The organism is Streptomyces sp. NPDC051104, from assembly GCF_040682835.1.
Lineage (GTDB): Bacteria > Actinomycetota > Actinomycetes > Streptomycetales > Streptomycetaceae > Streptomyces > Streptomyces cynarae.
Genome location: NZ_JBFBBS010000003.1, coordinates 176,282 through 201,372, shown reverse-complemented (window position 1 = coordinate 201,372; position 25,091 = coordinate 176,282). Strand labels below are relative to the sequence as shown.

Annotated in this window: 25 protein-coding genes and 3 pseudogenes; 16 read left to right on the top strand and 12 right to left on the bottom strand. The window is 70.1% G+C overall.

The window, feature by feature from the left end:
* Positions 1 to 235: 235 nt before the first annotated feature.
* From AB0N14_RS07560 to AB0N14_RS07550, 3 genes are all read left to right on the top strand, one after another.
* A complete protein-coding gene (locus tag AB0N14_RS07560) occupies positions 236 to 1,573 on the top strand; it encodes a DUF445 domain-containing protein (protein WP_366024760.1) in 1,338 nt (445 codons plus the stop codon).
* A gap of 65 nt (positions 1,574 to 1,638) precedes the next feature.
* Positions 1,639 to 3,117: an MFS transporter gene (locus AB0N14_RS07555; protein ID WP_366024759.1), complete on the top strand. Its 1,479-nt coding sequence runs from the start codon at positions 1,639 to 1,641 to the stop codon at positions 3,115 to 3,117.
* A gap of 85 nt (positions 3,118 to 3,202) precedes the next feature.
* The gene (locus AB0N14_RS07550) at positions 3,203 to 3,664 is read left to right on the top strand and encodes a hypothetical protein (protein WP_366024758.1); all 462 of its coding nucleotides are present in this window, start codon (positions 3,203 to 3,205) and stop codon (positions 3,662 to 3,664) included.
* 93 nt (positions 3,665 to 3,757) lie between these two features.
* Here AB0N14_RS07550 and AB0N14_RS07545 read toward each other — a convergent pair whose 3' ends face one another.
* A complete protein-coding gene (locus AB0N14_RS07545; protein WP_366024757.1) occupies positions 3,758 to 4,060 on the bottom strand; it encodes a hypothetical protein in 303 nt (100 codons plus the stop codon).
* 279 nt (positions 4,061 to 4,339) lie between these two features.
* On the opposite strand from AB0N14_RS07545, the gene AB0N14_RS07540 reads away from it, so the two are divergent.
* From AB0N14_RS07540 to AB0N14_RS07530, 3 genes are all read left to right on the top strand, one after another.
* A complete protein-coding gene (locus AB0N14_RS07540; protein WP_263230152.1) occupies positions 4,340 to 4,762 on the top strand; it encodes an Hsp20/alpha crystallin family protein in 423 nt (140 codons plus the stop codon).
* 186 nt (positions 4,763 to 4,948) lie between these two features.
* Positions 4,949 to 5,386: a DUF2267 domain-containing protein gene (locus AB0N14_RS07535; protein WP_366024876.1), complete on the top strand. Its 438-nt coding sequence runs from the start codon at positions 4,949 to 4,951 to the stop codon at positions 5,384 to 5,386.
* 338 nt (positions 5,387 to 5,724) lie between these two features.
* Positions 5,725 to 6,198, top strand: coding sequence for a carboxymuconolactone decarboxylase family protein (locus tag AB0N14_RS07530; protein WP_366024756.1), 474 nt, complete (start codon positions 5,725 to 5,727; stop codon positions 6,196 to 6,198).
* A 31-nt stretch (positions 6,199 to 6,229) separates the two neighbouring features.
* Here the strand turns inward: AB0N14_RS07530 and AB0N14_RS07525 are convergent, their stop codons facing one another.
* Positions 6,230 to 7,027, bottom strand: coding sequence for an alpha/beta hydrolase (locus AB0N14_RS07525; protein WP_366024755.1), 798 nt, complete (start codon positions 7,025 to 7,027; stop codon positions 6,230 to 6,232).
* A gap of 71 nt (positions 7,028 to 7,098) precedes the next feature.
* Between AB0N14_RS07525 and AB0N14_RS07520 the strand changes: the two genes are divergently transcribed.
* The 3 genes from AB0N14_RS07520 (at position 7,099) to AB0N14_RS07510 (ending at position 9,221) form a co-directional block, all read left to right on the top strand.
* On the top strand, positions 7,099 to 7,518 hold the full coding sequence (locus tag AB0N14_RS07520) for a MarR family winged helix-turn-helix transcriptional regulator (RefSeq protein ID WP_366024875.1): 420 nt from the start codon (positions 7,099 to 7,101) through the stop codon (positions 7,516 to 7,518).
* A 257-nt stretch (positions 7,519 to 7,775) separates the two neighbouring features.
* Positions 7,776 to 8,552 (top strand): class I SAM-dependent methyltransferase, encoded by a 777-nt coding sequence (locus tag AB0N14_RS07515; RefSeq protein ID WP_366024754.1) that lies wholly within the window; start codon positions 7,776 to 7,778, stop codon positions 8,550 to 8,552.
* A 288-nt stretch (positions 8,553 to 8,840) separates the two neighbouring features.
* Complete coding sequence (locus AB0N14_RS07510; protein WP_366024753.1) at positions 8,841 to 9,221, top strand: VOC family protein; 381 nt, start codon at positions 8,841 to 8,843, stop codon at positions 9,219 to 9,221.
* Between the two features lie 434 nt (positions 9,222 to 9,655).
* Here AB0N14_RS07510 and AB0N14_RS07505 read toward each other — a convergent pair whose 3' ends face one another.
* Positions 9,656 to 9,988: a hypothetical protein gene (locus AB0N14_RS07505; protein ID WP_366024752.1), complete on the bottom strand. Its 333-nt coding sequence runs from the start codon at positions 9,986 to 9,988 to the stop codon at positions 9,656 to 9,658.
* 22 nt (positions 9,989 to 10,010) lie between these two features.
* On the opposite strand from AB0N14_RS07505, the pseudogene AB0N14_RS07500 reads away from it, so the two are divergent.
* Positions 10,011 to 10,367 (top strand): annotated as a pseudogene (locus tag AB0N14_RS07500) (Scr1 family TA system antitoxin-like transcriptional regulator); the annotation flags it as partial.
* On the opposite strand, the gene AB0N14_RS07495 reads toward AB0N14_RS07500, so the two are convergent.
* The gene (locus tag AB0N14_RS07495) at positions 10,347 to 10,571 is read right to left on the bottom strand and encodes a DUF397 domain-containing protein (protein WP_366024751.1); all 225 of its coding nucleotides are present in this window, start codon (positions 10,569 to 10,571) and stop codon (positions 10,347 to 10,349) included. The pseudogene AB0N14_RS07500 and the gene AB0N14_RS07495 overlap by 21 nt on opposite strands.
* Entirely contained in the window at positions 10,568 to 11,383 is an 816-nt protein-coding gene (locus tag AB0N14_RS07490; protein ID WP_366024873.1) for a helix-turn-helix transcriptional regulator, read from the bottom strand. The genes AB0N14_RS07495 and AB0N14_RS07490 overlap by 4 nt, the downstream gene beginning before the upstream one ends.
* 131 nt (positions 11,384 to 11,514) lie before the next feature.
* Between AB0N14_RS07490 and AB0N14_RS07485 the strand changes: the two genes are divergently transcribed.
* Entirely contained in the window at positions 11,515 to 11,688 is a 174-nt protein-coding gene (locus AB0N14_RS07485; RefSeq protein WP_366024750.1) for a hypothetical protein, read from the top strand.
* 31 nt (positions 11,689 to 11,719) lie between these two features.
* Here the strand turns inward: AB0N14_RS07485 and AB0N14_RS07480 are convergent, their stop codons facing one another.
* The 4 genes and pseudogenes from AB0N14_RS07480 to AB0N14_RS07465 form a co-directional block, all read right to left on the bottom strand.
* Positions 11,720 to 14,869: a DUF3427 domain-containing protein gene (locus tag AB0N14_RS07480; RefSeq protein ID WP_366024872.1), complete on the bottom strand. Its 3,150-nt coding sequence runs from the start codon at positions 14,867 to 14,869 to the stop codon at positions 11,720 to 11,722.
* Between the two features lie 272 nt (positions 14,870 to 15,141).
* Complete coding sequence (locus AB0N14_RS07475; RefSeq protein ID WP_366024749.1) at positions 15,142 to 16,152, bottom strand: hypothetical protein; 1,011 nt, start codon at positions 16,150 to 16,152, stop codon at positions 15,142 to 15,144.
* Between the two features lie 101 nt (positions 16,153 to 16,253).
* Positions 16,254 to 17,048 (bottom strand): annotated as a pseudogene (locus AB0N14_RS07470) (beta-1,6-galactanase); the annotation flags it as partial.
* 85 nt (positions 17,049 to 17,133) lie between these two features.
* Entirely contained in the window at positions 17,134 to 18,192 is a 1,059-nt protein-coding gene (locus tag AB0N14_RS07465; protein WP_366024748.1) for a sulfite oxidase, read from the bottom strand.
* Between the two features lie 140 nt (positions 18,193 to 18,332).
* On the opposite strand from AB0N14_RS07465, the gene AB0N14_RS07460 reads away from it, so the two are divergent.
* Entirely contained in the window at positions 18,333 to 18,680 is a 348-nt protein-coding gene (locus AB0N14_RS07460) for a DUF202 domain-containing protein (RefSeq protein ID WP_366024747.1), read from the top strand.
* A 10-nt stretch (positions 18,681 to 18,690) separates the two neighbouring features.
* Here the strand turns inward: AB0N14_RS07460 and AB0N14_RS07455 are convergent, their stop codons facing one another.
* A complete protein-coding gene (locus AB0N14_RS07455) occupies positions 18,691 to 20,088 on the bottom strand; it encodes an MFS transporter (RefSeq protein WP_366024746.1) in 1,398 nt (465 codons plus the stop codon).
* Between the two features lie 159 nt (positions 20,089 to 20,247).
* Here AB0N14_RS07455 and AB0N14_RS07450 point away from each other — a divergent pair, with 159 nt between their 5' ends.
* The 3 genes and pseudogenes from AB0N14_RS07450 to AB0N14_RS07440 all read left to right on the top strand — a co-directional run bounded on the left by AB0N14_RS07450 (position 20,248) and on the right by AB0N14_RS07440 (position 22,047).
* Positions 20,248 to 20,781: a helix-turn-helix domain-containing protein gene (locus AB0N14_RS07450; RefSeq protein WP_366024745.1), complete on the top strand. Its 534-nt coding sequence runs from the start codon at positions 20,248 to 20,250 to the stop codon at positions 20,779 to 20,781.
* Between the two features lie 57 nt (positions 20,782 to 20,838).
* Positions 20,839 to 21,057: pseudogene (locus tag AB0N14_RS07445) on the top strand (hypothetical protein); the annotation flags it as partial.
* A 132-nt stretch (positions 21,058 to 21,189) separates the two neighbouring features.
* Positions 21,190 to 22,047, top strand: coding sequence for a fumarylacetoacetate hydrolase family protein (locus AB0N14_RS07440; RefSeq protein ID WP_366024744.1), 858 nt, complete (start codon positions 21,190 to 21,192; stop codon positions 22,045 to 22,047).
* 103 nt (positions 22,048 to 22,150) lie between these two features.
* Here AB0N14_RS07440 and AB0N14_RS07435 read toward each other — a convergent pair whose 3' ends face one another.
* Both AB0N14_RS07435 and AB0N14_RS07430 read right to left on the bottom strand, forming a co-directional pair.
* Positions 22,151 to 22,606, bottom strand: a complete 456-nt coding sequence (locus tag AB0N14_RS07435) for a heme-degrading domain-containing protein (protein ID WP_366024871.1) — start codon at positions 22,604 to 22,606, stop codon at positions 22,151 to 22,153.
* An 8-nt stretch (positions 22,607 to 22,614) separates the two neighbouring features.
* Positions 22,615 to 23,700 (bottom strand): Gfo/Idh/MocA family oxidoreductase, encoded by a 1,086-nt coding sequence (locus AB0N14_RS07430; protein WP_366024743.1) that lies wholly within the window; start codon positions 23,698 to 23,700, stop codon positions 22,615 to 22,617.
* Between the two features lie 122 nt (positions 23,701 to 23,822).
* Here AB0N14_RS07430 and AB0N14_RS07425 point away from each other — a divergent pair, with 122 nt between their 5' ends.
* Positions 23,823 to 24,896 carry an ROK family transcriptional regulator gene (locus AB0N14_RS07425; RefSeq protein WP_366024870.1) on the top strand — a complete coding sequence of 358 codons (1,074 nt, stop codon included), beginning with the start codon at positions 23,823 to 23,825 and terminating at the stop codon, positions 24,894 to 24,896.
* Positions 24,897 to 25,091: the final 195 nt, after the last annotated feature.

Genomic DNA, 25,091 nt, shown 5'->3' with positions numbered 1-25,091 from the left:
TGTCTCCTAGGGCAAGCGGAGCCCGAGGCTCCGTAAATGATCAGTCCCATGATGGTCATGGGGCGTAAGGGAACCGGCGCGGCCCTGGGCCGGCCCCCTGGGGGAAACCCCCGACGTAACCACGGAAAGCCCCCGAATCTTCCCTCTCCGGACAAGACGTCGGGAACTCCTGTTCCGTTCCATGAGTCGGTCGGGAAGGGACAATGTGTACGGGGGACGCGGACGGGTGGAGTGGATGGAACGGACGAAGACGGACGACGAGGTGACGGTGCGGCAGCCGTCCGGCCCGGGCGTCGCCGCCGGCCGGGCGATGACGTCCTTCAGCCCTGCCGACGAGGAGAAGCGCCGGGGAGTACGCCGGATGAAGGGCACGGCGACCGGGCTGCTGCTGCTGGTGGCGGTCGTGTACGCGCTGGCCAGATGGGCGCAGAACTCGGGCGCGGGGCCCTGGGCGGGTTATGTGGCGGCGGCCGCCGAGGCGGGCATGGTCGGCGCGCTCGCCGACTGGTTCGCGGTCACGGCCCTCTTCCGTCACCCGCTCGGCCTGCCGATCCCGCACACGGCGATCATCCCGAACAAGAAGGACCAGCTCGGGGTCTCCCTCGGCGAGTTCGTCGGGGAGAACTTCCTGTCCGAGGAGGTCGTACGGCAGCGGCTGAGCGCCGTCGGCATAGCGAGCCGTCTGGGCGCCTGGCTCGCCGATCCGGAGCACGCCGACCGGGTGACGGCGGAGCTGGCCACAGCCCTGCGCGGGGCCCTCACCGTGCTGCGCGACTCCGACGTCCAGGCGGTGGTCGGCGAGGCCATCACCCGCCGCGCCGACGCCCAGGAGATCGCGCCCGGGCTCGGCAAGCTGCTGGAGCGCGTCGTCGCGGACGGCGGCCACAGACGGATCGTGGACCTGATCTGCGCCCGCGCCCACGACTGGCTCGTCCTGCACGACGACCAGGTGATGGCCGCGGTCCAGGGCGGCGCCCCCGGCTGGACGCCCCGCTTCGTGGACAAGAAGGTCGGCGAGCGGGTCTACAAGGAGCTGCTCCGCTTCGTCACCGAGACGCGGGACGCGCCCACGCACCCGGCGCGCGGCGCTCTCGACCGGTTCCTCGCCGACTTCGCCTCCGACCTGCAGTCCGACACCGACACCCGGGCGCGCGTGGAGCGGCTCAAGGGGGAGGTGCTGGGCCGCGGCGAGGTGCAGGACCTGATCGCCTCCGCCTGGACGGCCGTGCGCTCCATGATCGTCTCGGCGGCGGAGGACGAGCGCAGCGAACTGCGGCTCCGGGTGCGGTCCTCGCTGCTGTCCCTGGGCGCCCGCATGGCCACCGAGCCCAAGACGCAGGGCAAGGTGAACTCCTGGGTGGAGGGTGCCGCGGTGCACGTCGTGACCACCTACCGCAGGGAGATCACCTCGCTGATCACCGACACGGTCGCGAGCTGGGACGCCGGCCACACCACCCGCAAGATCGAGGCGCACATCGGCCGCGACCTGCAGTTCATCCGGATCAACGGCACGGTGGTGGGCTCGCTCGCCGGGTTGCTGATCTACACGGTGTCGCGGGCGCTGGGGGCGTAAGCGCCGCCGGCGCGGGAACCCGGGGCGCATGCGGCGCCACCCCCGGCGCCTGTGAGGAGGGAGCCATGTCGATCACCGCGCCACGCCCTGGCACGGTCACCACCGCCATACCCGCCCGTCTCGACCGTCTGCCCTGGTCACGCTGGCACTGGACGATCGTGATCGGCCTCGGCACGGTGTGGATCCTCGACGGACTGGAGGTCACGGTCGTCGGCAACATCGCCGGCCGTCTGTCCGAGCCCGGCAGCGGCCTGGCGATCAGCTCGAGCCAGGTCACCGGTCTGGCGGCCGCCCTGTATGTGGCGGGCGCCTGCTCAGGAGCCCTGTTCTGGGGCCGTCTGACCGACCGGTTCGGCCGCAAGAAGCTTTTCATGATCACTCTCGCGGTCTATCTCGGCGCCACCGCCCTGACCGCGGTGTCCTTCAACTCCTGGTGGTTCTTCCTCTTCCGCTTCCTGACCGGCTTCGGCATCGGCGGTGAGTACGCGGCCATCAACTCCGCGATCGACGAACTGATCCCGGCGCAGTACCGCGGCCGGGTCGACCTGATCATCAACGGCAGCTTCTGGGTGGGAGCGGTCGGCGGCGCGCTGCTGTCGATCGTCGCCCTGAACACCGCCATCCTGCCCAAGGACGTGGGCTGGCGGCTGACCTTCGCCCTCGGCGTCGTCCTCGGCCTGGTCATCCTGCTGGTACGGCGGCACGTCCCCGAGAGCCCGCGCTGGCTGCTGATCCACGGCCGCGAACAGGAAGCGGAACAGGTGGTGTCCGGCATCGAACAGCGGATCGAGGACGAGCGGGGGGAGCGGCTTCCGGAGCCCGAGGGCACGATCACCATCCACCAGCGCGAGAGCATCGGCTTCGCCACCATCGCCCGCACGGTCTTCCACGACTACCGCAGGCGCTCCGTGCTGGGCTTCTCCCTCTTCATCGGCCAGGCGTTCCTCTACAACGCGATCACGTTCGGCTTCGGCGCGATCCTGACCAAGTTCTACGACGTGCCCGCCGACCACACCGGCTACTACTTCGCCGTCATCGCGATCGGCAACTTCATGGGCCCGCTGCTGCTCGGCAAGCTGTTCGACACGGTCGGCCGCCGAGTGATGATCTCCTCGACGTATCTGATCTCCGGCGTGCTGCTGTTCGGCACGGCCTGGCTGTTCGACCAGGGCTCGCTGAGCGCGGGCACGCTGACGGCCTGCTGGTGCGCGGTGCTGTTCTTCGCCTCGGCGGGCGCCTCCAGCGCCTACCTGACGGTCTCCGAGGTGTTCCCGATGGAGACCAGGGCCATGTCCATCGCCTTCTTCTACGCGATCGGCACCGCGGCCGGCGGTATCAGCGGCCCGATCCTGTTCGCGGACCTCACCGGCACCGGCAAGGTCGCCGACACGGTCCTCGCCTTCCAGATCGGCGCGGCCGTGATGTGCGCGGCGGGCCTGGTCGCGGCCCTGCTCGCGGTACGGGCGGAACGGCGCTCCCTGGAGGACATCGCCCCGCCGCTGACGGCGGCGACGACGACGCGAGGGGCGCAGGCGACGCCGTAGGGGCGGCCCCGGTGGCCGCGTAGCGGTGAGGATCTGAGTATCCGTACTCTCCCGACCCCGCCGCTCCGCGGCCACCCTCGTACGCATGACCGAGAAGCTGTTCCGCCCCATGCGAGCGCGCCCCTGGCCCGAGCGCTGGCTGATCCGCCTGCTCGGCGCCGCGCTCGCGGCCGGGGCGTACCTCCTGTGCCTGCCGTGGGACCTGCGCAACCGCCCCTCGGCCGCCGGGGTCGCCGAGGAGACGACCCCCGTGACGGTCGTCGGCGTCCTCTTCCTCGTGCTGGCCCTGCTGCTCCTCGCGGCCTACTTCGGCCACTGGGACGACCTCGGCTGGCCCCTGCTGCTGGTGGCGGCACCCCCGGCCACGCTGATGCACGTCTCCCTGCGCGCCCACCCGGGCCCGGACGCCTCCCTGTGGCCCCTGGCCTGGGGTTTCTTCACGCTGCTGATCGCGGCCGGGGTACTGGTCGCGGCAGGGGTGGCGCGGGCGTTCCGGGGGGAGTGGGCGAAGGAGGGGGAGGAGCTGACGCTCACGAATCCGTTGTGACGGGGTGGGGCTCGGCAGGGCCTGCCTTTCGGATGTGGCCGGTTGTGAGGAACAGTGCTCTTCAGGCCGACCGAGCGAGCCCGTCGGCCTTTCCTAGCCGCGCCGGTCGGCCACGGCCCAGGACGCCAGCGCGACGGCCCCGGCGACCCCGAACACCGACGGCCACGCCCCCACCTTCTTGGCCAGCGGGTGCGACCCGGCGAACGCGGCGACGTACGCGGCGGTCAACGCCCCGGCCGCCACACCCCCGGCCTGCCGCCGCCACTGCTGCGCCGCCGCGGCGCCCGCGACGGACAGTACGGCCCCGCCCAGCTGCCGCTTCCCGGTCCAGCGGGCGACCCCGTACCCGCCGACGAGCCCGCTCGCGGCGACCAGAGCTGTGGGAACCTTCGCCATCGTTGCGTGCCTCCTGATGGTGCGTGTGTGTGATCGATCGAGGCTAACCCCGCGCGCGGGCGCGCCACGGCGCGGGGTGCGCGCCCGGCGCGCCGCCACCGTCTTCCCGCACGCCCCGTCACGTCGGTCATGCCCTCACCCCACGCCCCCGCCCCCACCTGTGCAAACACCACCCTTCCGGCGCATTGAGTCGAAGCTTGTCAACTTTCTGCCTCCGCGCTATATAAGAAGTCGGAAAGGGCATCGCACAGCAGCGCCTCACGAAGGGAGTGACCTGTGATGCTCATGCGCACCGACCCGTTCCGCGAGCTCGACCGGCTCACGCAGCAGGTCTTCGGCAGCACCGCCCGCCCCGCGGCGATGCAGATGGACGCCTACCGTTCCGGTGACGAACTCGTCGTCCACTTCGACCTCCCCGGCGTCGACCCCGAGTCGATCGACCTGGACGTCGAACGCCACGTCCTCAACGTCCGCGCCGAGCGCCGCTCCCCGGCCCCCGAAGGCGCCGACATGGTCGTGACCGAGCGCCCCACCGGAACCTTCACCCGTCAGCTGTTCCTGGGCGACACCCTGGACACGGAGCGCATCGACGCCTCGTACGACGCCGGCGTCCTCACCCTCCGCATCCCCGTCGCCGAGGAGGCCAAGCCGCGCCGCATCCAGATCACGGGCGGCGACAAGCGCAAGCAGCTCAGCAGCTGACGTCCGTGGCAAAAAAGCGCCCGTCCCGTGTCCGAAAACGCCCACGGGACGGGCGACGACAACCGGGTACCCGGGAGGGGACCGGGTGGGGAAGCGAAACGGAGGAGTACCCGCACGATGAGTACGACCACGACGAGAGCGGCGGCGACCGGAGCGGCGACGATGGGCGCGATCGATACGGCAATCATGGTGGACGCGCCGAGCGCGGTGGAGGCGACGACCCGGCCCGACTGGTCCCGGCTGGTCGACGCGGTGCAGGAATCCGGCCAGTACACGACCACCAAGGAGGCCGAGCGCATCACCCGTATCGTGCTCTCCGCCCTCGGCGGACATGTGATCGGCGACGAGCGCGTGGAACTGGCCCGCCGCCTCCCCGAGGAAGCGGCGCGCCTGATCGCGTCGCAGATCCCGGTGACACGGCCGCTGACGGCGCCCGAGTTCGTGGACGCGGTGGCGACCCGTATCGAGAACGCCACACCGGCGACGGCACGCTGGGACGTCAGCGCGGTCCTCAGCACGCTGCCCGCTCTGGTGGGCGACGACCTGACGACTCGTCTGCTCCGCCAACTCCCCTCCGGCTTCGCGCTGTTGTTCGGAAAGGCGGAACTGGCTCCTGCGGTGTGACACCGCACCGCCACTGGCTCCTGCGGTGTGACACCGCACCGCCGCACATGCGATCGACTCCCTGACCGCGGAGCGAGGACCGGCGCCCCCGAGTGGCCCGGCTCCTCGCCCCGCGGCGGGAACCGCCCCCTCACGATGTGCGCGCCCACCGCCCTGAAGCCACGCCGGACCAGCCGGAACGCCTGCACGCGGCCCTGTACGCGGCCCTCGGCGCGTTCCTGAAGATCGGTGGGTGACGCACATCACACCGATCCTGGCCGCTCGCATGTCACATCCGCACCGGGTCGTCCTGTCCTTGTTGCGTAACCATCGACACAGCAAGGTATGGGGAGATCACCATGGACGCCCGTCTCAACCTCTTCGGCAACCCGATCGCGGCCAAGTTCCTGAAGCACATCAACTCCGCGGGCAAAGTCGTGTCGGACTCGGCCCTCCCGGCCGCGACGCAGGAGCTGGTGAAGATCCGCGCCAGCCAGATCAACGGCTGCGGCTTCTGCGCCGACATGCACACCAAGGACGCCGCCCACGCCGGGGAGACCTCCGTCCGCCTCAACCTGATCGCCGCCTGGCGCGAGGCCACGGTCTTCACCGACGCGGAGCGCGCCGCCCTGGAGCTGGCAGAGCAGGGCACCCGCATCGCGGACGCGGCCGGCGGCGTCAGCGACGAGGCGTGGGCGAACGCCGCCAAGTACTACGACGAGGACCAGCTCGCGGCCCTCGTGTCCCTGATCGCCCTGATCAACGCCTACAACCGTCTGAACGTCATCGTCCAGCAGCCGGCGGGGGACTACCGGCCGGGCATGTTCGGCTGACGCCTGGATGTACGGCCCGGAGGGGCGGGTGTCACTCGTGCGCGACGAGCGGCGCCCGCCCCTCCATGTGGGCGGCGATGTGCGCGAAGGTGGCGTCCGGCTGTTCGATGTGCGGCAGGTGGCCCGCCTTCGGGATGACCTCGAGCCGGCCGTCGCCGAAGGCCTCGGCGTAGGCGGCGCCGTAGGCGGGGGTGACGATGCGGTCGCTCTCGCCCCAGAGCAGGAGGGCGGGAACCCGGACGCGGCCCAAGCGGCGCAGCAGTTTGGGGTCGTGCATGTAGGGGTCGCCGGCCAGGGTGCGCAGGGTGGCCATGTTGGCCTGCCGGACGGCGAGTTGGTCGGACGGGATGCCGGCCGGGTCGACGTGGTGGCGGTCCGGGTCGTGCCAGGAGTGCTCGGCGACGCCGCGGGCGTCGAGGGCGAAGAAGTCGGTCATCGGCTCGTTCTCGATGTGCACGCCGACGGCGTCGATCAGGACGAGGCCGCTGATGATCCCGGCCGTGTCGCGCACGGCCGTCTCCGCGGCGATCCAGCCGCCGAGCGACGACCCGATGACCAGGACGTCGTCCAGCTGCCGGTCGCTGAGCAGGTGCAGATAGGCCAGGGCCAGGTCGTCGACGCCGGTGAGCCACCCGGGGCGGTGGGTGCCGTCCCAGCCGGGGTGCACGGGCGTGAGGGTGTGCGCGACCCGGGAGAGGCGCTCGGCGAGCTCCGCGACCGTGGCCGGGCCTCCACCGCCGTGCAGGACCAGGACCGGCCTGCCGTGGCCGGCTTCCGACAAGGTGAGGGGCAGGTCGTCGTGGACGACCGCTGTGATGTCTGTCTGCATACCCACCACAGTAACTAAGCATCTTTATTTAAGCTAGCTTAGTCAGCGCGTAGACTTTCTCCATGCACTCCATGCACGGTGACCTGCAAGCCCTCGGCAGGGCGGTCAAACAAGCCCAGTACCGGCAGCACCGGGCGCTCGACGGCGCCCTCGCGGCCGTCGGGACGACGCTCGCCCAGTGGGACGCCCTGCGGGCGATCGGCCGCTCTCCCGGGGCGTCGGCCCGCGAACTGGCCGCGACCACCTTCCAGACCGAACAGGCTTTCGGCACGCTCGCGACCCGCCTGACCACCCAGGGCCTGATCGAGCGCCGCCCGGGCCGCGGCCGCCGCATCGAACACCACCTGACACCTGCCGGCGAACAGGTCCTGACGAGGGGAGGCAAGGTCGCCGACGAGGTACTGGCCGGGTGCTTCGCCACGCTGTCGGACGCGGACCGGGAGGCGCTGCTCGGCCTGCTCCAGCGCCTCAACGGCGAAGAGGACGCGTAACTCCACAAGGAAACCTGGCGGCCGTGTTCGGCAGCGTTCCCAACTCCGTGAAAAACCCGGCTCGGCGGGGTTGAAAACACCCCCGAACCGGCCCCTGACCGGTCATGCGCGGCGCTCCACCCCGACCGCCGGCATCTGCCCTTCCCCTCCTCACCGGCGCCTCGCACAAGTCCAGCCAGGGCGTCCGGCCCCCAACGCCCGACCTGCGTAGGCCCGGTGACCCGCCCTAGAATCGCCGCACGCGAAAGGGGGACCGGATGGACCGCGACATCCGCACGGTCGACGACGTACTCAAGCTTCTGGACGCCTTGTTCGCGCCCGCGGCCGACCGCTGGACGGCAGGCGCGGCCTCCTGGTGGGACGGCTTCTACGCCGACCGTTCCAAGCCCGTGCCGTTCTTCGTGGCCAAGCCGGACGAAAACCTCGTCTCCTACCTCGAACGCGGCCTGATCACCCCGGGCCGCGCCCTCGACCTGGGCTGCGGCCCCGGCCGCAACGCCCTCCACCTCGCCACCGCAGGCTTCGAGGTGGACGCCGTCGACCTGTCCCCGGCGGCCGTCGCCTGGGCCGAGGAGCGCGCCCAGAAGGAGGGAGCCGAGGTCAGGTTCCTCTGCGGCGACGCGTTCGCCCTCGCGGACACCGAACTGCCCGGCCCCTACGACCTGATCCACGACTCCGGCTGCTTCCACCACCTGCCGCCGCACCGCCGCATCAGCTACCTCGCCCTCCTCGAGCGGGCCCTGGCCCCCGGCGGCCACCTCGCCCTGACCTGCTTCGCGGCCGGCGCGATGGGCTCCGAACTCGACGACATCGACTTCTACCGCGAGGAGGGCCTCAAGGGCGGCCTGGCCTACACCCCGGAGTCCCTGCGCCGGATCTTCTGCGACCTGGAGGAGATCGAGCTGCGTCGCATGCACGACGAGGCACCGGACTCCCCGCACTTCGGCGAAGCCGTCCTCTGGACGGCCCTGTTCCGCCGTACGGCCGGGCGACAACCGGAGCGTCACTCCTTACCAGTGCCACCGCAGGCGTAGCAGCCCGAACGTCCCGGCGGCATGTGGCGGTGCGACCGCCCACGTCCACCTCGCGCTGGCACGCCCCTTCGACGAGGACGACGAGGACGACGATGACGACCTGAACGCTGTGTCCGTCTTCGTCACCGGTGCCGACTCCGCCGTTCTGCGTCTGAGGATCGACACCCTCATGGACGCGCCGGCCGCCTAGCCCAGACGGGGTGCGTGCCCCGGTCGACACGCTCGTCGAGCGAACCCTCCCGCCGGGGGTGACGGCCTCCCGCCGGGAAACCGGGGCACCAGGACCCTATGAAGCCGCAACCGCGTTTCACGCTGTCCGCGACCACCCTCGACGCACCGAACGCCCACGAACTCGCGCGGTTCTACCAGGACCTGCTCGGCTGGCCGGTTCGGAAGGAAGAGCCGGGCTGGGTCGAGATCGCGCCACCCGACGGCACCACCGGCCTGTCGTTCCAGACAGAGCCGTCCTACAGGCGCCCACGGTGGCCGTCCACCCCGTCCGAACAGCAGATGATGATGCACCTGGACATCGAGGTGACTGACCTGCCGACGGCCGTCGAGCACGCCCGCGCGCTGGGCGCCACGGTGGCGGACTTCCAGCCCCAGGACGACGTACGCGTCCTGTACGACCCGGCGGGGCACCCCTTCTGCCTCTGGGTACGGAGGTAGCCTCCGGGGCCGGACGGGCAGTCGGCCGGGCGGGGCCGGCCCGGCCGATCTGTCAGCGGCGCCGGCCTTGGCCTGGACGGCGGCGACGTGGCGGACCGTGAACTCACGAATCCGGCGACCTGGATGAGGGTGGCCGTGGTGGAGTGCGCGTTCCCGGCGTGCGCGACGACGGCGAGCACGATGGCGGTCAGGGCGAAGGCGGCGGTCCACACGGCGGTGATGACGACGTTGGTCCGGATGAAAGGGCCTCAGTCCCCACAGCACGCGGGGCGTGGTGCGCTTGGCGATGCCCAGAGTGAACGGTTTGCCGATAGCCAGCGAGCCCCCGGCGATGACCGCCAGCGTGCCGGACGACGCGGCCGCCGAGTAGTCGTGCACAGCCGCACCACCCCGAGAGTGCGAGTGGCGCGGTATGCGCAGTCAAGAATCCGGTTCTAGCGCGGCGCTCGGCTGTTGCCGTGCCCCGTGTTGGCGAGCCAGCAGGCGCCGCCCTGCGGCCGCCAGTCGAATTCTTCGAGTGTGGATACGACTCGCTTCACGATGGCGTCGGGAGTGCCGCTCCACGCTTCGAAGCCGCTGTCGCCGAGGTCTCCCACTTGCATCAGTCCGCCGCTCACCAGTTGGGTGAGCGTTTCCGTGGCCACCTCGCGGAAGTCGCGGCCGGACTGCTCGACTGTCTCTTGTGCGAGTCCGACCAGAGGATCGACAGGCACCCAGTCGTCCAGTCCTTCTTCCAGAAGTTCCTGAATGATGCACTCAGTGTTCACTGGGCAGGTGCACCTTCTTTCCCTGGGCGACAGCGACGCGATGGCCGCGCAACTCGGCTACCTGCTGACCGCAGGTGCCCTGCCATCGGTATCGCTCGGGATCATCCCCAGTGCGACCTCGGAACGGGTCCTGTGGCCGCAGGAACTGTTCCACGTGTACGACGACACCTTCGTCTCGGTCGAACTACTGTCGGCGCGCGTCCAGGTCACCCAGCCGTCCGAGGCCGCGCTGTACGTGAAGGCGTTCGAGGAACTGCGCAGCATGGTCGTGTACGGCGCGGAAGCCCGCGCGTTGATCGTAAGGCCATCGACGCGTTGGGCTGACCTTGAGCCAGCGCTCACGATGGCACGCAGTGGCCTACAGCTCTTGCCGCGGTGAAGACTGGACAGATAGTGCGGCCTGGCGCACCGCACGTACAAAGAAGCGCCAGGCCCCGTCCCCGACAGAGATAACAGGGCCCCCCGAGAGTTTGGAGTCTCTTACCAGCATGCCGTCGAGGGCAAGCGCACACTCCACGCACTCGGTCCCGCTGCCGCCGCTGTACGAAGACTTGAACCACTGGTTCGCTATGGCTGCCGTCACGCGATCTCCTGGCTTATGCGGTCGACGAGCTCGGCCGAGGACTCCAAGTCGAGGGCCTGGGCGCTGAGATACTCGAACGCCAACCTATAACGCTCCAGTTCCTGCGGCTTCTCCATGAAGAGCCCACCGCCGAGGAGATCCATGTACACGACGTCCAGCTCAGGGCTCTGACCACGCAGGATTGCGAAGCTACCCACCGACGCCGCGTGGGCTCCTGTTGAAAAGGGGAGCACCTGAATCGTCACGTTGGGTCGCTGCGCGATGGCAAGAAGATGCTTGAGCTGTTCCTGCATGACCTGGCCGCCACCAACACGGCGCCGGATCGCTGCCTCATCAATCACACACCAGATGTGCGGCGGTTCGTCCCGCTCCAAGAGCTCCTGCCGCTTCATGCGGATGTCGACCATGTGCTGTACCTCCCGTTCCGGGCACTGCACTTCGGAGGCACGGTGTACAGCCTCGGCGTACCTGCGGGTCTGCAAGAGCCCAGGGATGTACATGCAGGCGTAGTGGTCCTCGCGCACGACCTCGTCCTCGAGGGTGAGCATGAGGTTCATGGACTCGGGGATCGGATCGGCCAGCGAGCGCCACCAGCCCTGGATCTTTGCGCCCTTCGCCAACTCCACGAGAGCCAAGCGCTCTTCCTCGGACGCTCCGTACTCACGGCACAGAGCGTCGACGGCCGGCCACTTCACCGTGCCCTCCTTCGTCTCGTAGCGGCTGAGCGTCGCCTTAGAGATGCCGACTCGGGCTCCCGCCTCCTCAAGAGTCAGCCCCTTCACCTCGCGGAGTCGACGCAGGTCGGCTCCCAGTTGGCGCCTGCGAGTGGTGGGTCCAACTGCCGTGGTGCGAGCTCCGTACGAGCCTGACCGCCGTCAATGGCCACACCTCAGGGCCCCGAATTGCCCGAGCCGCCAGCGTCCTTGGGTTCTACACCAATGCGATGAAGCTGCCGCAGGGTTCCGGTTGGGGTCGGTTGGAGGCAACAGTTGCGGAGGAGACGGTGATCGACGTGATTACCGATCTCCTCCACTGGCTGGGCGCACACGGCCGGGACCCGGACGACGTGCTAGACCGGGCCCAGGCGCATTTCGAGGCCGAGGCCGGTACCCGCTGATTTGTCGGCGGGTGGCCCTCCCGGGCTCAGGTCAGCTTGCTGTGATGGCCGAGTACGTCCACACGTCGGCCGGAAGCTCGTGCTTCAGGCGCCAGGTGATCGCCATCGGCTTGCTGCCGGTGTGGCGTTCGTACGTGGCCGGACCGAGGAGTATCCAGGGCTGAGACTTGCCTATGTCGGTGTTCTTGTAGCGCCGCATGAAGAGCAGGACGTGACTGCCCCGCTGTGCGTGCTCCCGGTAGCGCATACCAGTGCGGGAGTCGGCCGCCGTCGAGTTCTGAGACTCCCAGTGGAAGAGCGTCGGGCTCAGCGCGTAGTCCTTGTACCTGACGGTGGGTGAGAAGTCCTTCTCGTTCTTCTCCAGTGTGATGAGCAAGGCATCCGTCTGGAGATCCTCGACCCACTGCACGCCCTGCGCAAAGGACCTGGGCATCTGGCCGCCGAAGCGCGCCACCCAGAGAGCGGCGAGGATCTCCGAGCGGTTGTACGCACTGTGCACCTTCAGCGGGACATGACTGAGGCGGCCCGACAGCGGGATGGGGAAGTGGTCGGCCCGCTCGATGACGTGCGAAAGCAACTGCCTCAACTCGTCCCGGAACGCCCGCTGGGGGCGCAGTGACTCCAGTCCCTCCTGAAAGCTGGTGAAGCCGCCCGCATTATCCCAGAGGTTGAAGAACAGCATGCGGGCGTACGACTGATCGGCCGGCCCTAGTTCCTCGTATGGCGGGGCGTCGTCTTCGAGCAGGCGGAGGTAGGTCTGGGCGCGCTCGGGGTCGTCCACGTGGAGAAAAGCATGGACCCGCTTGAGCAGCGCCGCTTCTCCCGAAGGTGCGGCTTCCGAGATCAGGCCAGCCCGGCGCAGGACGGTCGTCCAGGAGTTGTCGCTCTTGTACAGCTCCTTGATCTCCCGACGGCTTTCTCGGAGGTAGTCGGCGAGGCGCGGCGTGCTGTACGCCTTGACTTCGTTCACCAACGTCTTGACCGTCGCGCCCAGTTGCGTCCGGATGTTGTCGAGAACGAGGCCCTTGGACTTGCCTTCCAGGATGATCTGACAGCCAGATGGCAGCTGCGGGAAGTCATGCTCGATGTGGTCGACGAGCCGGTTCCGCGACAGGTTCGTCAGAGCCCGGAACTGCTCCTCGAAGCGGAACTCCGCTCGGTGCTGTCCGATGAAGTCGAGGACCGTGAGCACTGGCTTCGTCTCGGTGCGCCTCAGCCCCCGGCCCAACTGCTGGAGAAAGATCGTCGCGCTGTTGGTGGGGCGGAGGAGGAGCAGGGTGTCGACGCCGGGGATGTCGAGTCCCTCGTTGAACAGGTCGACGGAGAAGATCACCTGGAGTTTTCCATCACCCAGGTCCTTCAGCGCCTGGGCGCGCTGGCCAGCGGGCGAGTCGCTGTCGAGTGCCACGGCCTGGAAGCCGGCCTTGCGGAAGAAGTCCGCCATGAAGTGGGCGTGCGCTTTGCTCACGCAGAAGCCCAGCGCCCGCATCGCCCCAGGGTTGGAGACCTTGTCCCGGATCTGCTTCAGCACGATCCGGGCGCGGGCGTCGTTGCCCGTGTAGAGGTTGTCGAGTTCCTGGTCAGCGTACGTACCCTTCTGCCAGCCCAGGCTCCTCAGGTCTGTGCCATCCGGGACGCCAAAATAGTGGAAGGGGCACAGCAGGTCGTTCTCCAACGCCTCCCACAGTCGCATCTCGGCAGCGATGCGCCCCTCGAAGAACTCGTCCTGGACGTTGTGCCCGTCCATCCGCTCGGGAGTCGCCGTCAGACCCAACAACTCCTTCGGCGTGAAGTGGTCGATGACCCGGCGGTATGTGGCGGCGGTGGCGTGATGGAACTCGTCGATGACGATGACGTCGAAGTGATCAGGCGACAGTTGCTCCAGCCGCCGGACGTTGAGGGACTGAACGCTGGCGAAGACGTGGTTCCACTCGTGCGGATCCTCCCCCGCGTGCAGCGGCTCCCCGAAGGAGGCGTCGTCCAGTACCTCCTGGTACTTGCGCAGGGACTGATTGAGGATCTCCTTGCGGTGGGCCACGAACAACAGCTTGAGCCGTCCGTCGGTCGACTTCCTGCACAGACTGCGGTAGTCAAGCGCGGCCATCACGGTCTTCCCCGTGCCAGTGGCAGCGACGAGCAGGTTCCGGTGCCGCCCGCGGATCTCCCGCTCGACTCTGAGCCGCTCGAGCATGTCTCGCTGGTGCGGGAAGGGACGCACCTCGAGACCGGAGAGGTTGATCTTCAGGTCGGTGGACGGGATGCTGCCACTCGCCTGAGCCAGTGCTCCATCGAGGCGCTCGCCGTGGAGGTCTGGGTCGTACGTCTCGAAGGCGATGTCATTCCAGTACGCGTCGAACGTCGCCTCGAACTTGTCCAGCACCGCGGGCGTCGCGACGGACGACAGACGTACGTTCCACTCCAGGCCGTCGAGCAGTGCGGCCTTGGACAGATTCGAGCTGCCGACGTAGGCGGTATCGAAGCCCGTCTCGCGCCGGAACAGCCAGGCCTTGGCGTGCAGGCGCGTGGAGCGGGTCTCGTAGTTGACCTTGACGGTGGCACCGAAGTCGCGGACGAGACGGTCGAGCGCATGGCGGTCGGTGGCGCCCATGTAGGTGGTCGTGATGACCCGGATTTCTACGCCTCGCTCCTTGGCGGAGCGGAGAGCGTCCTCCAGGACCCGTATGCCGTACCACTTCACGAACGCGCAAAGGAGGTCGATACGGTCCGCGGTCGCCAGCTCGGCCCGCAGCTCCGAGCCCAGGCTGACGTCCTCCGGCGAGTTCGTAAGCAACGACGTCTCGGAGAGCGGAGTAAGCGGGCGGATCGCGTAGGCGCCCGGTGACTCTTGCTTGGCGAGGGCGAGAAGCTGCCGCGGTCCCTCGACGACCGTACTGATGGGCTCGGCGTCACTTTGGCCAGCCGTACCAGTGGCCAGGGACTCGAGTATTTGGTTGACGAAGGGCACCTGCTGGTCGGGCGGGAGCTGGTTGAGCCTGTGGGCGACTACCTCGCCGATGTGACGAGCCAGCACATGAGGTGAGGATTCGGCGCTGACCTCCGCGTCGATGGCCTTCCACCCCATGGCCTCGAGCTGACCCAGCTCGTTGTCCACGCTCCGGGTGATCAGCTTCTCGTACACCCCAGCCACCGGCTGTGCCGGACCCCCCGCTTCCGTCACCATGACCCCCTCGATCGCCACGCGTCAATGTGGCTCTGTTCTAACAGGAACCACTGACAATCGAAGGTCTTGTGCCGAAAGGTGATCGTTTTCGGAGCGCAGAGAGCAGCAGTTGGTGGGTTTGGGACACCTCGCGTTGCTTCGACCAGGCCACGCCGAGGCCGCGAGTGGCTCAAACGCACCAATTGCGGTGATGCAGGAACGCCCCGCCCGGACGAGGTGGAAGCCCGTGACTTCCGGGGTGTGCCCCGCCAACTGAGGCCGTGGGTTCGCCCTCAGTCCCCGTGGCACCCCTCATAAACCGCCCCCGACCCACACCAGCACCCATTCCCCCGCTCCGGCGGCCAAGCCACAGCCCGCCCCCGCGCGGCCAAGATCGTCGCGTACTGCGGCAGCAGTGCCGCATCCCCCGGTGACGCGCCCTCCGAGGCCGCGAACGCCTCGTACGACGGCACCGTGCCCGACACGATGCCCAGGTTCGCCGTCCCGGAGGCCGCCAGTTCCCTCAGTGACGCCTCTATCGTCGCCAGGTGCTCCTCGTGCGACGGGTACTCGGCGACCAGCGACGGGTACATCGCCACCAGCTCCGCCAGCTCGCCCGCCGGCCAGTGCAGGACCGCGACCGGGAACGGGCGGGACAGGGCCTCCCGGTGCGCGCCCAGTTCTGCTCGGAGGCGGGTGATCTCCGCCTTCAGCTCCGCCGGGTTGTTCGAGCCCAGGGTCCAGACGCGCTTGGGGTCGTGCAGCTCGTCCAGGGTGATGGAGGAGGAGTGGACGGAGTCCGCCAGGGCGTCCCACTCGTCGTGGGGCGCGCCCAGCATGCGGCGGACCCGGTGGCGGCCGTAGAGGAGGGGGTGCGTGGACTGCGGGGGTTTAGTGCCGTCGCCCACCAGGAGCCGTAGGCCCTCCGTGAACGTCTTCTCGGCCGCCTCGAGCTCGTCGTGCGACTCCAGGGACTCCGCGATGATCACCCAGGGGGCAGGGTGCCGCGGGGCGGCCGTGCGGATTCCCTCGATGATCGCCCGCGCTTCCGCCTCGTGGTCGTACTCCCACAGGTTGGACGCCTTCAGGGCGCGTACCAGGTGGGGGTTCTCCAGCGGCTCACCGGAGGACAGCAGGCGGTCGTACAGCGCGGTCGCGCCGGGGCGGTCGCCGGCCAGTTCCCGGTGGGCCGCGGCCTGCAACAGCAGGTGCTCCGCGTCCTCGGGATACAGACCGGCAGTCCGCTCCAGGCGTGCTGCTTCGGCGTTGTGGTCGACGTTCTCGGCAGGCGTGTCGGGGCGCATGGGGGACACCGTACTGCCGACGGCTGACAAACAGGAGAGATTCGCAGGCCAGGGGTGGCGCAGGTCTCCCTTGGGGGTCACCTCGGGGGGGCCTCAGGTGGTCAGGCCACCACCCCGTCCACCTGCAGCGTCTGCACCGCGCCCGCCGCGAACGGCACGCTCAGCGTCTTTCCGCTCAGGTACGTGTCCGAGTGTGCCGTGTACAGGTCGCCGCCACCGCCCGTGACCGTGTTCCAGCGCGGGACCACGCCGCCCGTGCCGCCCGTCACCGTCGTGAAGCGGGAGAGGTCGAAGGTCAGGGTCTGGGCGGAGGTGGACTTGTTCGCCGCCACGATCACCAGGCGCTTGGCTGATTTGTCCAGGGCCGCGACCGCGTAGTCGACCCCCGTGTCGAGGATCGTCATGCCGGGGCGGATGTGGCGGCTGAACTGCGCCATCACGTAGTACTTCGTCTGCACCGCGCCCGGCTGGAGCGTGCTCGCGTCGTAGGCGATCATCGCCCAGCTCGCCGTGGGGTCCATCACCTGCCAGTACACCCACGCCGTCGGGTGCAGCCAGCGGAAGTCGAGGAGCAGGTTGCTGGCCAGGGTGAGGCCGGTGGCGTCGCCGTCGCCCGTCTCCGAGTTCCACAGGGCCTTGCCCGACGTCTTCACCACGTCCGTGTAGAGGAGGTCCCTGCCGCCGCCGGAGCCCTGGTAGCCGTGGACGTTGACGCGGTTGACGTAGCCCTTCGTCGTCGAACTGAAGGAGCCCCACGTCGTGCGCGCCAGGTCGTAGCTCGTTTCGTCCGATGCCGAGATCTTCGTGCCCGTCAGGCCGCGCTTGTCCAGTTCACTGCGCAGGTACGGCAGGACGGCAGACTGCACGGACGCGTCCATGTGGCAGCCCTCCTGGGTGCGCCCGAGTTGCGCGATCCGCTCCGCCGTCGGGTGTGCGGTGGCGCCCAGGATCCGCACCCGCCGCGGTAGGGCCGCTGGGCTTTCAGCGGTGGCAGGTGACGTGGAGGCGGGCCCAGGCGTTGTTGGCGTAGCCCTTGGGGTTCCAGACTGTGGCCGGCGATTCGGGCTGCACGCCTGCGGCGGAGTCCCAGGCGCGCGCGAGGACTTCCGTCTCGCCCGCGGGGAGGGTGAGCGTGGCGCGCCAGTGCTGCCACGTCCATAGGTTGTCCGGTGCGTCCAGATCGGCGTGAACCCACGTGGTGCCACCGTCGGCGGACACGTCCACGCGCGTCACCGTTCGATCGTCGCCGGCGAAGGCGAAGCCGGTGACCTCGGTAGGCCCGGACGGTAGCTGGGCGCCTTTGCCGGGCCGCACGATGGCACTGTGAATGACGACCGGCCCGAGAGTGATGCCGTCGCCTGGTCCTGCCTTGTGGGGGTCGGCCTCGGGAGGCAGGAGGCTGTATTCCCACTGGAAGTAGTTGTCGGACGGTTCGGTCTGCGCGGTGATGCGCTGGAGCCATTTGACGCTGCGGGCGCCGATGTAGCCCGGGACGACGACGCGCAGCGGGGCGCCGTGCGCGACGGGAAGAGCCTGATCGTTCATCGCCCAGGCCAGGAGCACCTCGCTGGAGGTGGCCTTCGCCGCGGGTATGGAGGCGCCGAAGGGCTGTGGCGGGTCGGCATCCTGTGACACGTCGGCGCCGGTGAAGGCGATGTGGGCCGCTTCGGCCTGCAGCCCTGCCTCGGCCAGCACATCCGCCAGGCTCGCCCCGGTCCACCATGCCGTGGAGATGGCTCCGGGGCCCCAGGGGACCTGGCCGGGTATGTCGCGGAACTCCATGAGGTCGGCGCGGCGGTTGCCCGCGCACTGCAAAGTGGCGAGCACCTTCCGTTCGGGGAAGCGGTACCGCAGTTCGTCCAGCGACAATTCCAGGGGACGGTCGACCATGCCGTCCACCCGCAGCCGCCAGCTCGCCCCGTCCAGGCGGGGAATCGGGGCATGGTTGCGGCCATAGAAGGTGTCCAGAGGGGTGACCGGGTCCACGAGCGCGCCAGGAGGTGGTTCGGCGTTGTAGGGCTCGGTCCGGTGCACGATCATATCGTCTCTTTTATCCCATATGCCCATACCGCCACTATGCTCGAAGTCCTCCCGAGCGGCACTTTCGATCCCGCCCGGTTTCGGCGACAGCGACAGCGACAGAACGGGCATCGCTGCGGCCTGCAGTAGGAGAGCGAGTCATGGGCAAGGAACGACCCGGGGATGACACAGACCCATCCCACACCCGAGATCATCTGGCGAACGAGCGCACCTACCTCGCATGGTTGCGCACATCCGCGAACGTGATGGCGCTGGGGCTGGCCGCGGCCAAGTTCGTCGAAGGCAGCCGTACCCGTTCACTGGCCGCGGGTGCTCTGTTGATGGCTGTCGGAGCAACTGGGCTGGCTTACTCCGCAATGCGCTACCGGAACGCCGCAGCCGATATCAGGTACGAACGACTTCGCGCCGCCGGCCGAACCGGAGGACCACTGGCCGCAGGCGCCGTACTGACCGTCGCACTCGCTGCCGCCCTATTGCTGCTCTGGTGACGGGGAGTCCTCACGCCCGCTCCCGCAGCACCAGGACGGCGACCGTGCCCACGAGCGCCAGGCCCGCCGAGACGACCGCGGCGACGTTCGCCCCGTGCGCCAGTGAGCCGGGGCCGCCCGATGTGGCCAGGGCGATGGTGAGGGCCACGCCGGCGCAGGAGCCGATGTAGCGGAACGTCTGCTGGGCGCCCGAGCCCATCGCCGCGCGTTCGGCGGGGACCGACTGCACGGCGACCAGGGGGAGCGCGGCGTTCAGCAGGCCGCTGCCCACGCCTCCGATCACCAGGCCCGGCAGCACGCGGGTCCAGGAGCCGGAGCCCACCGCGCCGAGCAGCGTCAGGACGGCGACGGCGTGCAGCGCGAAACCGAGGGCCAGCTGGTGGCGGGGCGCGAAGTGGCCCGGCAGCCGCTTCACCTGGAGCGCGACCACGAAGGACAGCCCGGACCACAGCAGGAACAGCCACGCCGTGGCGATCGGGCTCAGGCCCAGCGTCCGCTGGAGCAGCGTCGGCAGGAAGGTGAACAGGCCGATCACCGCAAGGCCCGTGAACAGACCGCCCGCCGCGGAACCGAGGAAGCGCGGGTGGCGCAGCAGGGACAAGTCGATCATCGGGGTGCGGGTGCGGTGTTCTATCAGGGCGAAGGCCGCGATCAGGACCACGGCCGCCGCCAGCAGCAGCGCCACCGGTGTGCGCAGCCAGCCGTCCCGGCCCAGTGTCAGCGCCGCCACCAGGGAGACGAGGGCCAGGCTGAAGACCAGGGCGCCCGCCAGATCCGGTCGGCCGCCCCGGGGCGCGCGGGACTCCGTCAGTGCCCGGGCGGACAGGGCCGCGACGATCAGTGCCGCGGCGCCCAGCACCCCGTACGCGAGCCGCCAGCCGGGCAGCGCCCCCGCGATCAGCGGTCCCACCGCGATGCCGCCGCTGACGAAGGCGCCCCACACGCCGGTCGCGTGCAGCCGGCCGCGCGGGGTCGGGAAGGCGTGCACGATCAGGCCGAGGCTGCTGGCGAGGAGCGCGGCGCTCGCCGCTCCCTGCGCGATCCGGGCCAGCGTGAACAGCCACGTCGAGGTGGCGAAGGCGCCGAGCACGGTGGTGATGCCGAGGGCGACCGTGCCGGCCAGGAAGATCCGCCGGCGGCCGTAGTCGTCGGCGAGGCTGCCGGCCACCAGGAGCAGCGCGGCGAGGCCGAGCGGGGTGCCGTTGAGCAGCCAGGCCTGCGCGGACAGCGGGGTGTGCAGGGCGGCGACGGTGGCGGGGAGCGTGACCGCGGGCGCGGTGTACGTCATCAGCGCCACGGCCGTGGCCGCGCTGGTCAGGGCGAGGGTGGCGGTCGCTCGCGGGGGCTCGGGGGCGGCGGGGGAGGTGCGGGGTGCCGTGGTCGGTTCGGTGCGTTGCAGCTGTGGCATGGCCTGCCCTTCCGGGGCGGGGTCGGATCGTAAGGTTCGATCATTGAACCTTGGGTAGGAAGGCGACGCTAGCAGGATCGGTTCGGTCATTGAACCAAGTTTTGGAAAAGTCGGTTCGGTGATTGAACTTATGCGTCGAAAACTCGCTACAGTGAGCTCATGGCTCTCGGCAAGGACTACGCGACGCAGGAGTGCTCCGTCGCCCGCGCGCTGGAGATCGTCGGCGAGCGCTGGACGCTGCTCGTCGTGCGCGACGCGCTCTACGGCGTACGGCGCTACAACGACTTCCTCGTCCACCTCGGCATCCCGCGCGCCGTCCTCGCGGCCCGCCTCCAGACCCTGACCGCCGAGGGCATCCTCGAGAAGCGCCGCTACCAGGACTCCCCGCCGCGCGACGAGTACGTCCCCACCGACCGCGGCATCGCCCTGTGGCCCACCCTGCGCGCGCTCGGCCGGTGGGGGCGCGACCACTGCTCCGAAACGCAACTGCGCATCTTCCGGCACGCGACCTGCGGCACGGACAAGGAACTCGGGTCGTACGGTGAATGCCCCGCCTGCGGAACCATCGTGCCCGCCGAGGACGTTGAGATGCTGCCGGGGCCGGGGCTCGATCCCGACCCGGCCGATCCGGTCAGCCGGGCGCTGCTGAAGCCGAAGAGGATGCTGCAGCCGCTCGAGACCGAGCCTGTATAAAGGCAGCGAGCCTGTATAAAAGCAGTGAGGGGCGGGCGAGTTGGGGGAGGGGAGCGGATGATCCGGACCAGGGCGCAGCTGCGCCCCGCCGCCGTGCTGCTGCTCCTGCTGCTCGAGGTCGCGCTCCTCGACACGGGCAGCCTCTATGCGGCCGTCGCCTTCGCCGCGACCGCCGCCGCCGGTTCCGCCCTCGCCGTCTGCGCGCTGATCGCCGCCCGCAGCGTGCCCGCCGTGCCGCCGACCCGGGTGCGTACGGCGATACGGGACCGGGTGCGGTCCAGTCCGTGAACAGGGTATTGCGGACTGACCGCCGACCTTGGAGGATCGACCAGTCCTCCGATGGCTGTGCCCCGGCCGCACCTGGCCGCACCCTTCGGCGGCTGCTCGCGATCTAGGGAGACTGTGACCATGAAGCTGCTGCGAGTCGGTACGGCGGGGGCGGAGCGGCCCGCGCTGCTCGACGCCGAGGGAACCCTGCGGGACCTGTCCGGTCTCGTCCCGGACATCGACGGGCCGCTGCTCGCCGACGACGCGGCGCTCGGCCGGATCCGCGCCGCGGCCGGGAGCGGTGAGCTGCCCGCGCTGGACCCCACCGGGCTGCGCATCGGGCCGCCGCTCGCCCGGATCGGCAAGATCGTGTGCATCGGACTGAACTACCACGACCACGCCCGCGAGACCGGTGCCGAGCCGCCCGCCGAGCCGGTGATCTTCTTCAAGGCGGCGGACACGGTGGTAGGGCCCAACGACACGGTGCTCGTGCCGCGCGGGTCGACCAAGACCGACTGGGAGGTCGAGCTGGCGGTCGTCATCGGGCGCACGGCCCGCTATGTGGAGTCCCATGAGGAGGCACTGGCGCATGTCGCCGGGTACGCCGTCGCGCACGACGTCTCCGAGCGCGAGTTCCAGATCGAGCGCGGGGGGACGTGGGACAAGGGGAAGAACTGCGAGACGTTCAATCCGCTCGGGCCCTGGCTCGTGACGGCGGACGAGGTGCCGGACCCGCAGACCCTTTCCCTGAAGCTCTGGGTCAACGGGGAGCTGAAGCAGGACGGGACCACGGCCGAGCAGATCTTCCCGGTCGCCGAAGTCGTGCGGTACGTCAGCCAGTTCATGACGCTGTATCCCGGTGATGTCATCAACACCGGTACGCCGGCGGGGGTGGCGTTGGGGCGGCCCGAGCCGAAGCCGTTCCTTCGGGCCGGGGACGTGGTCGAGCTGGAGATCGAGGGGCTCGGGCGGCAGCGGCAGGAGCTGAAGGACGCCTGATGGGCGCCTGATGGGTGGGGAACGGCGCGAGTGTGGCGGCTTGCAGGCCGTATGTGGTTGCTCGCGCAGTTCCCCGCGCCCCTTCAGGGGCACCCCACAACCCCTAGTTCTTGAACCTCTCCAACGCTTCGACCACCAACCGGTGGTCCTCCACCTGCGGCAAGCCCGACACCGTCACCGTGCCGATCACCCCGGCTCCCTCGACCCGGATCGGGAAGGAGCCGCCATGGGCCGCGTACGCGTCGGGGTCCAGGCGGGAGGAGTCCTCGAACGTCGTGCCCTTGGCGCGGAAGCGTGAGCCGACCAGCAGCGACGAGGAGCCGTAGCGTTCGACCACACGGCGCTTGCGGTCGATCCAGGCGTCGTTGTCCGGGGCCGAGCCGGGCAGTGCCGCGTGGAAGAGCTGCTGGCCGCCGCGGCGGATGTCGATGGCCACCGGGGCCTGGCGGGCCCGCGCCAGCTCCACCAGCAGCGTACCCAGCCGCCAGGCGTCGTCGTACGTGAACTGAGAGAGCGTCAGGTGGCGCTCCTGCTCTTCGAGTTCCGGGATCTCGGGCATCACGGCGGTCACAGCTTCACCTCCACGCCCTCGTGGGCCGAGCGTCGCGCGGCTTCCAGGACGTCCAGGGCCTCGGCCGCCTCCAGGGCCGTCACCGGGTTCGGGCCGCCCTCGCGCAGGGCCTTCGCGACCGCCGCGTAGTACGCCGGGTAGTCGCCGGGCAGGGTCGGCTCGAGGCGGCCGCCGCCGGTCAGCGGGGACTCGCCGGAGCCCACGCGGCCCCACAGGGACTCGGGCTCCTGTCCCCACTCCGGGCCGGGGCGCAGGCCCTCGCGCAGGGCGGCCTCCTGCGGGTCCAGGCCGTACTTGACGTATCCCGCCCGCGAGCCCAGTACCCGGAAGCGGGGGCCGAGTTGGGACGCCGTCGCGGAGACGTACAGGTGGGAGCGGACGCCGCTGGTGTGCGTGAGCGCGATGAACGTGTCGTCGTCCGCCTCCGCGCCCGGGCGGCGGACGTCCGACTCGGCGTACACCGCGGCGGCGGGGCCGAAGAGGACCAGCGCCTGGTCGACGACATGGCTGCCCAGGTCGTACAGCAGACCTCCGATCTCTGCGGGGTCGCCGGACTCCCGCCATCCGCCCTTGGGCTTCGGGCGCCAGCGCTCGAAACGGGACTCGAAGCGCCAGACGTCGCCCAGCTCGCCCTCGGCCAGCAGCTTGCGCAAGGTCAGGAAGTCGTTGTCCCAGCGGCGGTTCTGGAAGACCGAGAGCGGCAGGCCCCGCTCCTCGGCCAGCTCCGCCAGCCCGCGCGCCTCGGCCGCCGTGCCCGCGACCGGCTTGTCGACCACGACCGGCAGGCCCGCCTCGAGGGCGGCGGTGGCGATCGGGACGTGTGTCTTGTTCGGCGAGGCGACGACGATCAGGTCCAGTTCGCCGGCGCGCGGCCACAACTCGTCGGTGGTGGCGGCGACGCGCACGTCCGGGAACTCGGCGCGGGCCTGCTGCTGCCGCTCCGGGTTCGAGGTGACGACCGTGTCGAGGACCAGGCCCTCGGTGGCGGCGATCAGCGGGGAGTGGAAGACGGAGCCCGCGAGGCCGTAGCCGACCAGGCCCACGCGGAGGGGGGTGTCAGTACCAGGGGCTGTGCCAGTCATGCGCCCCACTTTCGCAACACTGTTGCCAAAGTGCAAGCGCCGGGGAAAATGGGGGCGTGAACAGGACGTACGCGGGACCGGGCGGAGACGGCAGGCACGGCGGAGGGACCGCGGCGAGCGGGGTGAACCTGTTCGCCCTGCGCAGCCACAACACGGCCTTGGTGCTGGATCTGCTGCGGGCGGCCGGGGAGCCCGGGATCAGCCGGCTCGAGCTCGCGGAGCGGACCGGGCTGACCCCGCAGGCCGTCAGCAAGATCATCGCCCGGCTGCGGTCGGACGGGCTCGTGGCGGAGGCGGGCCGCCGTGCCTCGACGGGCGGCAAGCCTCGTACGGTGCTGCGGCTGGTGCCGGGCGCCGGGCACGCCGTGGGGCTGCACCTGGACCGGGACGAGCTGCGGGCGGTGCTGTGCGACCTCACCGGGGCGGTGGTCGCGGAGCGGCAGGTACCGCTGGACCTGGGCGCGGGGGCGGAGGCCGTGGTCGAGGAGGCGGCCCGCGAGGTGCAGGGACTGGTGGGTGACGTGGCCGTGCTCGGCCTCGGGGTCGCTCTCCCCGGCCCGCTCGACCACCGGCACGGCGTGCTGCACCGGGTCACCGGGTTCCCCGAGTGGGACGGGTTCCCGTTGCGGGAGGCACTGGCCCGGCGGCTGGCGATGCCCGTGGTCGTCGACAAGGACACCAACGCCGCCGCGCTCGGGCTCGCCCTCGGCGGGGCGGCCGAGACGACGGACGCGTCGTTCGCCTATCTGCACCTCGGGACCGGACTCGGCGCCGGGTTGGTGATCGGCGGCGCCGTGCACCGGGGTGCGCGGACCGGGGCGGGGGAGTTCGGGCACCAGGTCATCCAGCTCGACGGGCCGTCGTGCGGGTGCGGGAACCGGGGCTGCCTGGAGGCGCTCTGCCTCGCCGCCGTCGCGCGCGGCGACGTGCCCGAGGCGGCACGCGTCCTCGGTGTGGGCGCCGCGAACCTGGCCGGACTGCTCGACATCGACCTGGTCCTGCTCGGCGGCCGTACCGTGGCCGCGCACCCGGAGCCCTTCCTCCGGGGGGTGGGTGCCGTCCTCGACGCACGCGCCCTGCGCGAGGGCACGACCGCGGGCGTACCGGTGACCATCGCTCCCGGAGGGGCGCGCGGCGTGGCGGAGGGCGCGGCCCAGTTGCTGCTCGCGCCGTTGTTCGGGCGGGCGGAGGGGTGAGCCCGGGTGTGTCCGGGCGGGCGGAGGGGTGATCCCGGCTTCGGGCCGGTGGAGGGGTGAGCCCGGGTGTTCGGTGGGGCGGACGGGTGACCCGGGTCTTCGGGCGGGCGGAGGGGTGAGCCCGGGTGTGTCCGGGCGGGCGGAGGGGTGATCCCGGCTTCGGGCCGGTGGAGGGGTGAGCCCGGGTGTTCGGTG

Excerpts from the sequence above, each read along its gene's own strand:
- AB0N14_RS07455 (WP_366024746.1), bottom strand. The coding sequence starts at position 20,088 with ATGCCACAGCTGCAACGCACCGAACCGACCACGGCACCCCGCACCTCC.
- AB0N14_RS07515 (WP_366024754.1), top strand. The coding sequence starts at position 7,776 with ATGGACCGCGACATCCGCACGGTCGACGACGTACTCAAGCTTCTGGAC.
- AB0N14_RS07535 (WP_366024876.1), top strand. The coding sequence starts at position 4,949 with ATGGTGGACGCGCCGAGCGCGGTGGAGGCGACGACCCGGCCCGACTGG.
- AB0N14_RS07520 (WP_366024875.1), top strand. The coding sequence starts at position 7,099 with ATGCACGGTGACCTGCAAGCCCTCGGCAGGGCGGTCAAACAAGCCCAG.
- AB0N14_RS07440 (WP_366024744.1), top strand. The coding sequence starts at position 21,190 with ATGAAGCTGCTGCGAGTCGGTACGGCGGGGGCGGAGCGGCCCGCGCTG.
- AB0N14_RS07435 (WP_366024871.1), bottom strand. The coding sequence starts at position 22,606 with ATGCCCGAGATCCCGGAACTCGAAGAGCAGGAGCGCCACCTGACGCTC.
- AB0N14_RS07525 (WP_366024755.1), bottom strand. The coding sequence starts at position 7,027 with ATGCAGACAGACATCACAGCGGTCGTCCACGACGACCTGCCCCTCACC.
- AB0N14_RS07530 (WP_366024756.1), top strand. The coding sequence starts at position 5,725 with ATGGACGCCCGTCTCAACCTCTTCGGCAACCCGATCGCGGCCAAGTTC.
- AB0N14_RS07475 (WP_366024749.1), bottom strand. The coding sequence starts at position 16,152 with ATGCGCCCCGACACGCCTGCCGAGAACGTCGACCACAACGCCGAAGCA.
- AB0N14_RS07550 (WP_366024758.1), top strand. The coding sequence starts at position 3,203 with ATGACCGAGAAGCTGTTCCGCCCCATGCGAGCGCGCCCCTGGCCCGAG.
- AB0N14_RS07540 (WP_263230152.1), top strand. The coding sequence starts at position 4,340 with ATGCTCATGCGCACCGACCCGTTCCGCGAGCTCGACCGGCTCACGCAG.
- AB0N14_RS07555 (WP_366024759.1), top strand. The coding sequence starts at position 1,639 with ATGTCGATCACCGCGCCACGCCCTGGCACGGTCACCACCGCCATACCC.
- AB0N14_RS07465 (WP_366024748.1), bottom strand. The coding sequence starts at position 18,192 with ATGATCGTGCACCGGACCGAGCCCTACAACGCCGAACCACCTCCTGGC.
- AB0N14_RS07560 (WP_366024760.1), top strand. The coding sequence starts at position 236 with ATGGAACGGACGAAGACGGACGACGAGGTGACGGTGCGGCAGCCGTCC.
- AB0N14_RS07485 (WP_366024750.1), top strand. The coding sequence starts at position 11,515 with ATGAAGCTGCCGCAGGGTTCCGGTTGGGGTCGGTTGGAGGCAACAGTT.
- AB0N14_RS07430 (WP_366024743.1), bottom strand. The coding sequence starts at position 23,700 with ATGACTGGCACAGCCCCTGGTACTGACACCCCCCTCCGCGTGGGCCTG.
- AB0N14_RS07545 (WP_366024757.1), bottom strand. The coding sequence starts at position 4,060 with ATGGCGAAGGTTCCCACAGCTCTGGTCGCCGCGAGCGGGCTCGTCGGC.
- AB0N14_RS07450 (WP_366024745.1), top strand. The coding sequence starts at position 20,248 with ATGGCTCTCGGCAAGGACTACGCGACGCAGGAGTGCTCCGTCGCCCGC.
- AB0N14_RS07460 (WP_366024747.1), top strand. The coding sequence starts at position 18,333 with ATGGGCAAGGAACGACCCGGGGATGACACAGACCCATCCCACACCCGA.
- AB0N14_RS07510 (WP_366024753.1), top strand. The coding sequence starts at position 8,841 with ATGAAGCCGCAACCGCGTTTCACGCTGTCCGCGACCACCCTCGACGCA.
- AB0N14_RS07480 (WP_366024872.1), bottom strand. The coding sequence starts at position 14,869 with ATGGTGACGGAAGCGGGGGGTCCGGCACAGCCGGTGGCTGGGGTGTAC.